Genomic DNA, 13,289 nt, shown 5'->3' with positions numbered 1-13,289 from the left:
AAATAATATTAATTTGCTATATATACTTTTTCATAACAACAGCAGGTAATACTTTTTCATTCCAATTTAAATTTATATTTTCGATACTTTTAAATCCATTTTTCATCCAAAAATCAAGGACATGTTTATCATAATTTGTAACAACATCAATTCTTAAACTAGTGCTATTGCAATGTTTTATGTACATTTCAAATAATTCATATACCTTCATTCCAATGCCTTGACCTCTAAGATTACTATTAATCATAAGTAATGATAAGTAAGTTTCTTTTTCTACTTTAAAATCAACTAACCCTACTATTTTATTTGAATTTTTTTGGACAACTTTGGAGGAATGAAACCCTTCATATTTCATTATATTTAACTCATCAGATACCCATTTTGTAGTTATACTTTCCTTACCTATATGACTTTTTAGAAAAAGCTCATTTGAATTGTATAAATTAACAATATCATTTAAATCTTTACTCTCAATTAATTCCATATAAAAATCATTAAATTCAAAATAAATAATAATCTCCCCCCATTATATAGATTGTTATTTTAATTATAGCAGAATGTACAATTTATTAAGTGTCCACCAAAACAGATGTTTTTGTGGACGCTTAAATATCAGAATTCGCTCTTATTTAATATCCATCTTCATTATGATATATTCAGTATCCTCGCCATTTTCAACTCTTATAAATTTATCATAGTATACAAAGCCTGCTTTTTTATAAACTTTTATAGCACGAGTATTCCAGCTATATACTTTTAAAAATATATCTTTCATATAATGTTTTTTTAATGATATTAATTCCACTGTACATTTTTCTACAAACTCATGACCTGTTCCACTTCCACATAAATTTGGTCTTAAAGACCATCCAACCCACATATCATTTTTTATTACCTGGCATGATACATATGCAATTATCTTCTCATTTTCTACTAAAGCAAATTGTTCTACTCCCCATAGGTCACTATTCTTAAAATAATCATTTAAATATAAATCATATACATTATATGGTTTATCGTATCTCCATGAGAATATATGCTCCAGTATCTCATTGTTTAAACTAACCAGTCTACAATTATTAAACTTTATAATTATACCTCCTATAATCTTGTATTATCCTTGTTTTATATGAACTTCTTTCCCATTAAACACAATAGCAAGCTTTATTATATGCTCTACTTTACGAGCCTTTAGTTCTGTATCATATTTTTTATCTTCTATTTGAGCTAATGCAATATCTAACATCTCTGCTATAGTTTCTTCATCTTCTTCATCATATCTCTTAAACTCAAAAATCACTCCTGGATTAGTGTTATCTTTTGGTATCAAACTAACATCATATCTACCTATTCCAGACTCTCTATTTGATAGTACCTCATGAGTAGAGCTTAAAGATACAAGCATACCAAGGACAAATGCATGGTATACCTTTTCAGGGTCTCTTCCTGCTGTATCAAAATAACTAAAGCTTATCATAACATATCTTTTAAATATTTTACTGAAGTTTTTAACATCCCCTTGTGTAAGTGCCTTAAGCATTTTTGTAAAATCAGAATCAATAAACCCTTCTTGGAACCATTTTTCAATTATATTTCTGTACATGGTTTTTATTTCTTTGTTAGGAACGGCAAGCTTATATATAAATTTATCTTCTTTATTTATTTTTTCAATAGTTTTTAAATATCCAGATAAAAGTAAAAAGCTCCAAAGATTTGTTTTAGCTCTAGACAACTCACTCATTACAACATCTTCGTTGATTTCAGATTCTACATATCCACCATTATATAAAGTTTCAAGTCCTTGTTTTATTTCCTCGCTACCATCAGCTAAAAGTTCTTTTATAATACTATTTTCAGAAGTATTTACCCAATAAGGCATAAATTCTCTATCTGGTTTATTGATATAGGAAAGAACTGACCAAGGATTGTATATTGTAGTACTACCAAAAATATATCCATTGTACCAAGATTTGAATGTTTCTATTTGTTTATCTAAGTTATAGTATTTTAATAATTCTACAGTTTCTTCTTCTGTGAATCCAAATTTATCACTATATTTTTCTCCTAAGATACTATAAACTTCAAGATTATTAAGTCCTGAAAAAATAGACTCTTTAGCAACTCTAAGTATTCCTGTAATAAAACCTTTTTCAAGATTTATATTATCCTTTAGTGCTGATGATAAAAAGTTCCTTATAAAACCTATCATATCAGGATAATAATTTTTAAAATGACTTTCATGGATAGGAGTGTCGTATTCATCAATAAGTATTATTACCTTTTGATTATAATATTTATTTAAATATTTACTTAATTTTAATAATGCTACTTCAAGCTCAACCTTGGCTGAATTTTTGTTTATTATATTATCAAAGTATTTTTTATCTTCTTCAAACTCAAAGTTTTTGTAGACATAATAAAAATCTTTATATAGTGATGATATTTTTTCTCTAAATGCTTCTAAAAAGTCTTCAAATGTACTATGTTTATCATCTTTAAATGTTAAATATATAAGAGGATATTCTCCTTGTTTTTTCATTATTTCAGTTTCATTTTCTATTTTCAAGTTTTTAAAAAGATATGATCTATCTTCATCAGATTTTTCTAAAAAGTATTTTAAAATAGATAAATTAAAAGTTTTTCCAAAACGTCTTGGTCTTGGTAGCAACGCTATCTTACCGCTATCTTCTAGAAATTCTTTAATTATCAATGTTTTATCTATGAAATAATAATTATTATCTATAATTTCTTTAAAATCGCTAGTTCCTAAGCTTATTTTTTTCAAACTAAATCACCTCTCATTAGTTAAAGTTATCATATTTAATATTATAACCATTGTATAATCTTTAAACAATAGATTGTTACTGATAGCATTTTATACTAAGTATATTATAGTTATAGTAGTTCCTAATCCAGGGTCTACTATATAATCTCCTTAGTTTTCTATGAGAATAATATATAGTTTTTAAAGTTTACCCATCCTACACTATCTTGAATTTCTTTAAAAATAAAATAGATGATTCTTCGGAAATTTAATTATTAGATCCTTTTCATCCTCTAATTTATATATATTTTTGTATACTTCTATTTGAATGCATTTTAATGCATGATTTTCTTCATTTCTTATATAAAGTGTGTTGCTAAAAGGATTTTCTATTATATTGGTTACCTTAAATTTAAAAGTATTCTCTACATCTTTATGTCCATCTTGCTTGTTCATTATTTCTATATGATGCTCTCTTATTCCTACGTACTCAATATTATCTTTTATAGGTTCCTCTAAAACATATTCTATGCCCCAGTCTGTGGCATAAACCTTATTTTCACTTATTTTTTTCGCTCTTGAAATATTTTTACAGCCTGTTATCTTTGCCTCAGCTAATGATCTAGGTTTTTCAAACAATACTTTTTTATCTCTCTTTTCTAAGGCTTCACCCTTATTATAAACTACAATATCCTTACAAACTCTATAAGCTTCATCTATATCATGAGTTACAAATACTACTTGTCCTTTGTAATCTTCTAGTATCTTAGATAATTCCTTTTCCATATTGTGTCTTAGGTGATTATCTAATGCAGAAAAAGGCTCGTCTAAAAGCAATATATCTGGTGAAGTTACCAAGGCTCTAGCTAATGCTACTCTTTGCTGCTGACCTCCTGATAATTGCCAGGGGTATCTTTTTTCTAGTCCTTCTAAGCATAACCTTTCTATGTATTCCTTTGATAACTTTTTTTGTTCTTCCTTATTAAGATGTTCTAATGCTAATTCTATATTTTGTGTTACAGTCATATGAGGAAATAGGGCATAGTTTTGAAATAGAAATCCTACTTTTCTTTCTTGGGTAGATAAGTTTATATTATTTTCAGAGTCAAATAGTACCCTGTCATTTAAAATTATCTTTCCTTTTGTAGGTTTTTCTAATCCTGCTATGCACTTTAAAGTCATACTTTTACCTGAACCTGATTCTCCTAAAAAACCTAACACTCCATTTTTTTGTTCTAGCTTTACTTTTAAATTAAAGCTTTCTAGTTTTTTTTCTATATCTATGTATAAACCCATTTACTTCCACCTTTTCCCTATTATTTTCTGTTGAACTTCAGACCAGTAGTTAAGTACTATAATCATACCTATAGATATAGCTGTAATAATTAAAACCCACATCATAGCTTTATTCATATCTCCACCTTCTACTGCAAAAAATATAGCTACTGGCATGGTTTGAGTTTTGCCTGGTATATTTCCTGCTAACATTAATGTTGCTCCAAATTCTCCAAGAGCTCTTGTAAATGCTAAAACTATACCTGCTATTATACCTGGCCAAGCTAATGGTATTGCTATTTTGTAGAATATTTTCCACTCACTAAGACCTAAGGTTCTAGCTGCATTAATCATATTATCATCAATTTGCTCAAAAGCAGCTCGACATGTTCTATACATCATAGGAAAGGCTACTACTGTAGCACAAATTATTGTTGCCCACCAACTAAATATAATAGTTAGGTCAAATTTTAATAAAAATTCTCCTATAACCCCATTTTTACCAAATAATAATAATAGAAAAAAACCTACAACTGTAGGAGGTAGAACTAATGCTAAGGTAAATATTCCATCTATAACCCCCTTATACCTTCCTTTGTAATTTGCCATTAAATATGATACTATTATCCCTACGACAAAAGTTATACTGGTTGCTAAAAAAGCTGTTTTTAATGATATCACTAACGGTGATAAGTCTCTATTCAACTCCATCTCTCCCTACTAATTTATTTTTATCCTAGTTATTTTACGCTTTTGTACCCAAACTCCTTTAATATATCTTGACCTTTGTCACTAAGTAAGAAGTCTTCAAATTTCTTAGCTTCTTCACTTTTTTTGCTGTCTTTAGTAATTGCTACTGGATATATTATTGGACTATGAGAATCTTTAGCTATTTTTTCTATTACTTTTATTTTATCATTATTTAATATATCACTGTAGTATACAAATCCTAATTCAGCATTTCCTGAAGTAGTCCAAGCTAGTACCTCTTTTACATCTTTTGCAAATACTAATTTATCTTTAATAGAGTCTTTTAATTTTAAGTTTGTTAATACTTCATCTGCATATTTTCCTGCAGGAACACTCTTTGGTTCACCTACTGCTATATGTTTTACTTTATCACTTTTTAAATCTTCTATGTTTGTCAATCTGCTGTCCTTTGGTGCAATAAGTACTAATTCATTTTCTACTAAATTTTTGTATGTATCATTTAATAGTAATCCACCTTCTTTTAATGCATCCATTTGTTTTTTACCTGCTGAAATAAATACATCACAAGGAGCTCCTTGCTCTATTTGTTGTTGTAATGAACCAGAAGAACCATAATTTACTACTAAATTTATATTTTCATTAGTATTTTTATATTCTTCTACTAACTTAACCATAGCTTCTTTTAAGCTTGATGCTGCTGATATATTTAACTCTAGTTTATCCTGTGGTTTACTACAACCTACCACTAATAATGATAATACTGATAAAAGTACTACTGTCCTTCCTAGTTTTTTCATACTATTGCCTCCTCAAAATCATTTAGAACCTTCTCTATAAATTTTAGATTTATATACTCTAGTTACGTTCTATTTTATACCTTTCTCATATTCTATTTTATACTATTTTGTTACATTTTGTCAGGTTATATGGTTTAATTCTATAGATACAATAATTTTGTATCTATAGAATTTACTAATAATTATTAATAAAACCCGTAAGCTAGATTAATTTTTTGCTTACGGGTTGAATATAATAATTTCGTTTATACTAGGCAATAATTTTAATTATTTTACCTTTAATTTGTTCTTTTTTCATATTTACCTTTTTTATTTTGCAAACTACCCTATCACCTTCTATAACATCAAAGGCTGGTAATCTAGTCAACATATCTCTATCTCCAGGTATTCCAATAAAACATCCCATAGTTCCTGTATTTTCAAACTTTTTTATATTTTTAACTACTCCATAAATAAGGTTTCCTTCTTTGAGGAAGTTTTGATTTAATTCTAGATTACTCTTATACTTTTCTTTAAATTTTACAATAATAACTTGATTCCCTGTAATTTTATTTAGTATTAGTCCTTTAATTTCATCTCCCACATTATAAACACAGCCTACAGTCGTGTGGTCTTCTGAAAAGTCACTATTATCTATAGCGCAAATTACACCTTTTATAGATAAAGTAGCTCCCCAACTGTGAATTTTTTTTACAATTCCTGAAGTTCCTTCTTCAGATTTAAGTTGAGAAATAATTATATTTCTTCTTATTGGCATTGCTTTTTTTGAGGAAACTATTGATTCATTAATATGTACAAAGTCTACTAATTGCTTTTCTCTTAGAGTCCAATGCATTTTTCCTTCTATTTCACTTCCAGGTAAAATAAATTTGTTTCCATCTAAGTTTTCTAGGATTACTTTTTTTATACCTTCATTATTGTCCCTTATAATTTCTTTAACTAGAGCTTTGTATACTATGTTTTTATTCACTTATATCACTCCCAATTGCATTATTTCACTAAGCTGATTTTCGAATAAAGTGTTACTCTTTTCTATACTAATAACATCTATGAAAGACATATCTGTTTTACACTCTTTAAATATTTTGTAAAGGTAATTAGTGATTTTTTCATCACTACCTAAAAATATTAATCTTGGTTTTAAATTAGAAATAGGTAAATACATATTTATATAAGATTTATTTTTTATAAATCTATTAAAAGCTTCTCCTATATTTACAATTCTAGATAAGTTTTCTACTTCCATATCACTAAAACTACGAACTAAATAAGTTTGTAGTCCATCATTTTCCCTCAAACTTATAAAGTAATCTGCTGGAATGAATACGTTGTCTATTGAAGAGGTATTTATTTTTATTCTAAAATCTGAACACTCTAATTTATCATCTAAGTTTTTTAGTATATTTAAGTATAAATCTATAGAAACTAGTGCTTTTTTTGCAAAACTAAGATTGTAACTAGTTCTTTTATTTGTAGTATGTTGCATTTGCGAACTAGTTTGAACATTTTCATCTACATCATAATTAGTGTAACTACGCACAAGATGTATACCACCACTCATCAAGCATACAACTTTAAGCTTTTGCTCTTTTTGCTCTTTATCTTCTGTATTTATGTAAGTATACTCTATAATATTTGTAAGTCCAAACAGTTTAGAAAGTCTCTCTATATCTTTTTTTATACCACTAACTTCATGTCCCTTTAGTTCTAAGTATTTAGCAATTTGTTCAAATGAACATACCTTAAACTTAAATACAAAAAAAACTATTTCTAAGTCTTTGTCTGTTAATCTATGTTGACTTATTCTTTTCCCTGTACCAGATATAAAGCACTTGCTTAATTCATTACAACTAGGTGTCTTCAAGGGATAGATTAACCTTTGTGTAAATATATAATTGCCTAATTGATTATCCATCTTACTCCTCCACTAAAATTCAATTCTATCTATATTTTTGAGGTAATATAATTTACTTAAGTGTAAAAAATTCCTCTTGTACTACCTGTCCATCTATATTTATTGACTGTACTAAGTTGTATTCTTTTAATGGAACACGTATTATGTAGTCTACTGATATAAACATAAGCTTAGATATTTTATTAAGTTCAGATACTTCCATTTTCTTTAGTGCATAATTTAATATTTCTTCATTTTCACAAATTAAAATTATTCTTGGTATCCCTTTAGATTCATCAAAAACTTCACCTATTTTAGATGATTTTAATAATTTTTCTATTTTTACCATTGTCTTTGGAAAACTTGTATTAATATTATATCTAGACACTTGCTGTGTTATAAATATTTGACTTGAGTCTTCCCCTTGCAGCTCAAATTCTAAATCTATACCTATGGCATCTTTATATATACTTCTCATAGGATTTATTGATACATTATTTACTCTATCAAACCCATAACTTTTAATTAGATTCAAATAAAAATCTACTATATCTAATCTAGCTATAACTTTTATAGGAGACAAAGATATATCTTTAATTAGCCATCTAGAAACATTTTTCTTTAAGAATTTTTTTAGGAATAATCCTCCATTTGGTCCAATACTAAAAAACACTTCCTCTTTTGTACATTCTACTAAATTATTGGGACTTAATACAAATTGACTAAGTATTCCATTTGAAATTAATTGAGGAATATCTATAAGCCTTTTATTATATCCACATAATTCAATATATTCCTCTATTTGCTTGTATGTTGAAAATTTAAATTTATACATAAATTTACACAAACGTTCCACTAACTCTGAACTATTTTCATTATATATATATGTTAGAGCATCTTCAAATTCAGTGTTACTATTTAGATTAAGCCATAATTGCTTATATTGTGGTGTTATTTCCTGATAACCCTGCTTTAGTCTATTGTATCTTAATACCACTCATTTTCACCGTCCATTTCTTCAAATCTAAAGTTAGATTTTTGTGTAACATTCAATATTTTTCCTCTAACTCCATGAGCTGACTTTCTAAGCTTAACTAAGACAGTATCTTCAGGCATAACATCCATATCCAAATCTATATGTTCCGGAACAGGACACAAGGCATCACATTTAGGAGCAATCTTAACGTAGCAACCTGTTGGATGTATATCTCTAATAGTCCCTTCTATTAGCACACCATCATATATCTCACTGATATTTTTAAGAGGATATGTTTCAAATTTGCTTATATCTACCTTTTCTTTACGATACAAGCTTATTATGTTGCTGTGTTTTTTTTGTTCACAAGTTAAACCATCTACCCAATCTCCTTTTTTTAAAATACTAAGTAGTCTACCACCTCTAAACATATCCGATTTGTTGTTTTCTACATCACAAAAATAATCAGAATTTAAAAGTCTTGCTATGAAATCGTTATTAACAAGAAGTAATGCACCCCAATCATATATATCCGTTATAATTGCTGACTTAACTATAATTTTTTCACGGTTTAAGACACTTCTATTTGTTACTTTTTCCGCTGCTTTTAATGACCCAATTATTATTTGTTTTTCTTCTTCAATTTTTATTGGTAAATACTCTACTTCTTCCCCTATTAAATCAGCAGGCTCTATTGTATATCCATGGTCATCTTCTATAAGTACAGTAGGGCTTGTATTTACAACAAAAACATTTTTATCTAGATAATCAGTTATGCCATACATTAATATTACCCCTTTAAGTGGCATTCTTTCCTGATAATGTTTCAAATATTTCTCCATCTATGTCTCCTTTTTACAATTTATGCTTATTAAGTCATATTATAACATATTAAGTTTTTTTCTTCCAGTTATACCCAATCCAATAATATTAGTTAACTCCTATTTTCATTACCTACATAATTTATAAAAAAAAGTTGTCTCTTAACTAGAGGCAACTCTTTTTTGGTTATGTAAATTCTATTTACTATCTCTCATAAAAGTATCTGTAAAAGTTACATGGTCATATTCTTGTCCATCTTTTCCATCTACTTGTATTTTTAATCCTTTTATCCAATCTCCTTGGTATTGTTTTTGAAGAAGAGTTTCAACAATTGTTCCTTGCGTTATTATTCCACCTGCTGAACCTTGGAAATGTTTCATCCAAGCTTCTTCATTAGTTAGGTTAATAGTAGCTATTTTATCGTTATCTATAGATACAACTTTTATTCCAATATTATCATCTTTAAAATACTCTTTTTTTAATGTATTACATAACTCTTGTAAATTGTTCTCTATGCTTTTATCAGTTTGTATTGTAAAAGTCTTATTTTCAAAAGGTATAACCTTGCTGTAATCATTTACATCTATTGTATATAAATTAAATATAACTTTTGCTGTAGCTTCTTTTTGATCTTCTTCATTAGTTTGTTCTTCTTCTTTTTTACTTTCTTCTTTTTCAACTTCTTCATTTTGAGGTTCTTCTTTTTGTTGCTCTTGGTTTTGAGTATTTTCTGGTTCTTTTTTATCAGGTTGATCCTGAGTACTGCATCCCACTAATGATAAACTACATATCATAGCTAGTAAAAATATTTTTATTTTCATCTATACATCCTCCTATATACTAATAGAATACCACAAAAACCCTTATAGTCTAGATTGTTTGTACTACTTGTAACTATATTTTAACTATTTATAGTTTTCAGTTTGAATTGTTCCATAAGTGATTTTAACATTTGTGCTTGCCCACTTAGTTCTTCACTTGCTGCAGCACTTTCTTCTGATGTTGCTGAATTAGTTTGTACCACTTCTGAAATTTGACTTACTCCTAATGTAACTTGATTTATAGCACTAGCTTGTTCCTCTGAGGCTTTTGCTATTCCATCTATTAATACTATGGTTTGATTTGTTGTACCTATGATTTTCTTCAAAGTCTGTGCTGTATTGTCTACAATATTACTTCCATTGTCTACTGCTTTTATTGAATTTTCTATAAGTGTTGCTGTATTTTTAGCTGCTTCTGCTGATTTAGCTGCCAAATTTCTTACCTCATCAGCAACTACAGCAAATCCTTTACCTGCACTTCCTGCACGTGCTGCTTCTACTGCTGCATTTAATGCTAATATATTTGTTTGGAATGCTATGTCATCTATTGTTTTTATTATTCTTCCAATTTCACTAGATGTAAGCGAAATATCTTCCATAGCTTTTACCATTTCTTTAATTTGTTTATTACCTTCTGTAATCTCGCGTTCTGCACTCAATGATAAGTTATTAGCTTCACTTGCATTTTTTGCTGTATCTTGAATTTTCTCTGATATTTCAATAATTGTTGCTGATAATTCTTCTATTGCGCTTGCTTGTTCTGTTGAACCATAAGATAACATTTGAGCACCACTAGCTACTTGCTCTGATGCGGCTTCAACCTCTTCTGACGCTACATTTATTTGTGACATAGTTTGACTTAAATCCTTAGTTATTTTTATTACTGAATTTTCAATTTGTTCAAATACACCAACATATTCCACTTGTGGAGCTACATCAAATGTCCCTCTAGCTATTTCATTTAAAACATAGGCTGTATCGTATACTACTTCTTTAGTTTTACTACTCATTTGGCGCATACTATTAGATAAGCTACCTAATTCATCTTGTGACTCATAGTTGATTTCAATATCAAAGTCTCCTTCTGCCATTCTCTGGGCAGCTAATTCTATTTCATCAATTGGTTTTTTTATTGCTTTAGTAATTCTTAAAGCTATTATTATACCTAGTAATATACTTAATGTTGTTAAAATATTTCCAATAATATTAGAACGTAATACTGCTTTATCAACACTTTTTATAAACTCTTTTCCTTGCTCATTTGAATATTCATAAATCTTTGCTGCATAATTTTCACATTCATCGTATGCTTTTACAAATGTGCTATTTTCATCAGATAATTTGGACTCAACACTCTCCCAATCAGCAGCTTCTATCAATGGATAAACTTTTTCAGCTTCTTGCTTTAAATTTTCTATAGAGTTTTGTAAGTTATATTCTAAGCTATTTTCTATACTATCATCTTCTCTTATTAGTTGTAGTTTTTTTTCAATATTATCAAAATCATTATTAACTAAACTTTTGTACTTATCTACATCTTCAGTATTATAAGCTAAATTAACATTTTGTCTAGCTGAAATTAAATCTTTACGAATTTCCATAGCATTATTTGTTAATTGATATGGTCCATCATATAAATCGTTAACTAAATTTCCTGACTTTCTTAAATTAAACAATATACTTCCACTTGCATATGATGTTATCAATAATATAACTGCAAATGCAAATCCAATCTTTTTTCCTATTTTAAGATTTTTCACTCCCCATTTTTTCATACCTTCCCCCTAAGAAATCAAATATTATATTTTTTATTACTGTTTAAAATTATATACACCCCTATCAAACTCTAATAAAATACTTATTGTAATATTTCTTAATAAATATTTTATTTATTATTTAATAATAAATATTTTATAAATATACAATACTATCATTATACATATTATTTCCATTTTTTTCAAATTTTATGTTTTTCTTTAATTATTTAATATATATTTATATGCTCTTTCATAGAGTCTATAATTTGATAACAAAATATATCTATTTTTAATACTATAATAATAGGGAATAGAATTTCCTAAAAATAAATCTATATAGGTGATTATAATGTCAAATCTAGATTCTAATCTTAAGAAAGAAGTCTCTATACCATACCCCTTATATCAATCAAATAAAGGTAGGTATTTCATAGGTCAAACCCCAATTTTGACTGGACAAGATCAACACGCTTTAGCTGCTTTGGTAAATCCTATTACTTCAAGAGTAAATATTTATTTAAACGCTATCACTATAACAAATATTTCAGCTCTTAGCTTGTCCGCTGAGTTCTATGTAAGATCTACCTTTACAGGAGCTTCAATTAGTAATTTGGTTAGTTGTGTCAATCTTGGCTTTATACCTGAACCAAGTCCAAATGGAGAAATTTTATATTTAAGTTCAGCTTCTCAACCTCCTGTTGGTGGTATTCCTATATTCAGTAGAATAGTTTCACCATATTCAACTGAAGTGGTTGACGGTAGCCAAATTATTATTTCACCTGGTCAATCTATAGCTGTTTATCTTGGAGGATACCTACCTGTTGCTTTTGATAGTGCTATAGTTGCTTTTGGATGGTGGGAGGAAAAAATTATAAACTGCCACCATTATGATTATTAAAAATTGAAATTATAAAAGTCTTCTAATTAAGTTTAACCTTAGTAGAAGACTTTTTTAGTTATATCCTTATTTAAGTGTTAAATCTTTGGTATAATAACAATAAACAAAACTTAGGAGATTTATAAAATGAAGGATAAATTTAATAATAAAAGTATATCTGATAAGTATGCATGGAATGATGCTATGATTTTAGATAAGATACAGGAAATTTTAAAAGATAAAAATATAGATGAGTTAGAGTTTACTGAAGATGAGCTAGAAATTTTAAAAACTAAGTTAAATGAAAGTATCTCTTTAGAAGAATTAAATGACTCTGCTTATTTAGTTGCTCAAAATATTGATGAACTAAAAGTTTTACCTAATGAAGAACCAAAAGAATACATAAAAAGACTTAAAAATCATCTAAATAATACCACTCTAAAGTGTATTATAGGTGAGTTTAAAGGAGTAGAATTTGAAGTTTATCAAGATTCTAAAGTTGATGATGTATTTAATGATTATTATTCTAAGTACGATGAAATCTATGGTATCTCTCAAATGCTTTCTGATCTAGGATTAAAATAATACCTGTCTA

General features: G+C 27.8%; 14 protein-coding genes. 2 read left to right on the top strand and 12 right to left on the bottom strand.

The window, feature by feature from the left end; genetic code table 11:
• Positions 1-16: 16 nt before the first annotated feature.
• The 12 genes from ACRC03_RS03810 to ACRC03_RS03755 form a co-directional block, all read right to left on the bottom strand.
• Positions 17-484, bottom strand: a complete 468-nt coding sequence (locus tag ACRC03_RS03810) for a GNAT family N-acetyltransferase (RefSeq protein ID WP_438651224.1) — start codon at positions 482-484, stop codon at positions 17-19.
• 141 nt (positions 485-625) lie between these two features.
• Entirely contained in the window at positions 626-1,036 is a 411-nt protein-coding gene (locus ACRC03_RS03805) for a GNAT family N-acetyltransferase (protein WP_438651225.1), read from the bottom strand.
• A gap of 78 nt (positions 1,037-1,114) precedes the next feature.
• Entirely contained in the window at positions 1,115-2,785 is a 1,671-nt protein-coding gene (locus ACRC03_RS03800) for an AAA family ATPase (protein ID WP_438651223.1), read from the bottom strand.
• A gap of 216 nt (positions 2,786-3,001) precedes the next feature.
• Entirely contained in the window at positions 3,002-4,060 is a 1,059-nt protein-coding gene (locus tag ACRC03_RS03795; protein WP_438651222.1) for a sulfate/molybdate ABC transporter ATP-binding protein, read from the bottom strand.
• On the bottom strand, positions 4,061-4,744 hold the full coding sequence (gene modB / locus ACRC03_RS03790) for a molybdate ABC transporter permease subunit (RefSeq protein WP_438651221.1): 684 nt from the start codon (positions 4,742-4,744) through the stop codon (positions 4,061-4,063).
• 35 nt (positions 4,745-4,779) lie between these two features.
• The gene (gene modA / locus ACRC03_RS03785; protein ID WP_438651220.1) at positions 4,780-5,547 is read right to left on the bottom strand and encodes a molybdate ABC transporter substrate-binding protein; all 768 of its coding nucleotides are present in this window, start codon (positions 5,545-5,547) and stop codon (positions 4,780-4,782) included.
• A 250-nt stretch (positions 5,548-5,797) separates the two neighbouring features.
• Positions 5,798-6,517, bottom strand: coding sequence for a hypothetical protein (locus ACRC03_RS03780; RefSeq protein WP_438651219.1), 720 nt, complete (start codon positions 6,515-6,517; stop codon positions 5,798-5,800).
• A complete protein-coding gene (locus ACRC03_RS03775) occupies positions 6,518-7,462 on the bottom strand; it encodes a hypothetical protein (protein ID WP_438651218.1) in 945 nt (314 codons plus the stop codon).
• A gap of 52 nt (positions 7,463-7,514) precedes the next feature.
• Positions 7,515-8,438, bottom strand: coding sequence for a hypothetical protein (locus ACRC03_RS03770; RefSeq protein ID WP_438651217.1), 924 nt, complete (start codon positions 8,436-8,438; stop codon positions 7,515-7,517).
• A complete protein-coding gene (locus tag ACRC03_RS03765; RefSeq protein WP_438651216.1) occupies positions 8,429-9,259 on the bottom strand; it encodes a hypothetical protein in 831 nt (276 codons plus the stop codon). Before ACRC03_RS03765 ends, ACRC03_RS03770 begins: the two co-directional genes overlap by 10 nt.
• 177 nt (positions 9,260-9,436) lie before the next feature.
• Positions 9,437-10,060 carry a hypothetical protein gene (locus ACRC03_RS03760; RefSeq protein ID WP_438651215.1) on the bottom strand — a complete coding sequence of 208 codons (624 nt, stop codon included), beginning with the start codon at positions 10,058-10,060 and terminating at the stop codon, positions 9,437-9,439.
• 80 nt (positions 10,061-10,140) lie between these two features.
• Complete coding sequence (locus ACRC03_RS03755; protein ID WP_438651214.1) at positions 10,141-11,835, bottom strand: methyl-accepting chemotaxis protein; 1,695 nt, start codon at positions 11,833-11,835, stop codon at positions 10,141-10,143.
• A gap of 331 nt (positions 11,836-12,166) precedes the next feature.
• On the opposite strand from ACRC03_RS03755, the gene ACRC03_RS03750 reads away from it, so the two are divergent.
• Together ACRC03_RS03750 and ACRC03_RS03745 are read left to right on the top strand one after the other, a co-directional pair.
• Positions 12,167-12,715 (top strand): DUF6143 family protein, encoded by a 549-nt coding sequence (locus tag ACRC03_RS03750; protein ID WP_438651213.1) that lies wholly within the window; start codon positions 12,167-12,169, stop codon positions 12,713-12,715.
• A 126-nt stretch (positions 12,716-12,841) separates the two neighbouring features.
• A complete protein-coding gene (locus ACRC03_RS03745) occupies positions 12,842-13,279 on the top strand; it encodes a hypothetical protein (protein WP_438651212.1) in 438 nt (145 codons plus the stop codon).
• The last annotated feature ends 10 nt before the right edge of the window (positions 13,280-13,289 follow it).

It is taken from the genome of Romboutsia sp., assembly GCF_051659545.1.
Lineage (GTDB): Bacteria > Bacillota > Clostridia > Peptostreptococcales > Peptostreptococcaceae > JBOFOR01.
The sequence above is the reverse complement of the archived record's forward strand: the minus strand, read 5'-3'. Positions and strand labels throughout refer to the sequence as shown.

Bases quoted from the DNA above. Each gene is read 5' to 3' on its own strand.
- ACRC03_RS03810 (WP_438651224.1), bottom strand. From the start codon at position 484: ATGGAATTAATTGAGAGTAAAGATTTAAATGATATTGTTAATTTATAC.
- ACRC03_RS03795 (WP_438651222.1), bottom strand. From the start codon at position 4,060: ATGGGTTTATACATAGATATAGAAAAAAAACTAGAAAGCTTTAATTTA.
- modA (WP_438651220.1), bottom strand. From the start codon at position 5,547: ATGAAAAAACTAGGAAGGACAGTAGTACTTTTATCAGTATTATCATTA.
- ACRC03_RS03775 (WP_438651218.1), bottom strand. From the start codon at position 7,462: ATGGATAATCAATTAGGCAATTATATATTTACACAAAGGTTAATCTAT.
- ACRC03_RS03765 (WP_438651216.1), bottom strand. From the start codon at position 9,259: ATGGAGAAATATTTGAAACATTATCAGGAAAGAATGCCACTTAAAGGG.
- ACRC03_RS03760 (WP_438651215.1), bottom strand. From the start codon at position 10,060: ATGAAAATAAAAATATTTTTACTAGCTATGATATGTAGTTTATCATTA.
- ACRC03_RS03755 (WP_438651214.1), bottom strand. From the start codon at position 11,835: ATGAAAAAATGGGGAGTGAAAAATCTTAAAATAGGAAAAAAGATTGGA.
- ACRC03_RS03750 (WP_438651213.1), top strand. From the start codon at position 12,167: ATGTCAAATCTAGATTCTAATCTTAAGAAAGAAGTCTCTATACCATAC.
- ACRC03_RS03745 (WP_438651212.1), top strand. From the start codon at position 12,842: ATGAAGGATAAATTTAATAATAAAAGTATATCTGATAAGTATGCATGG.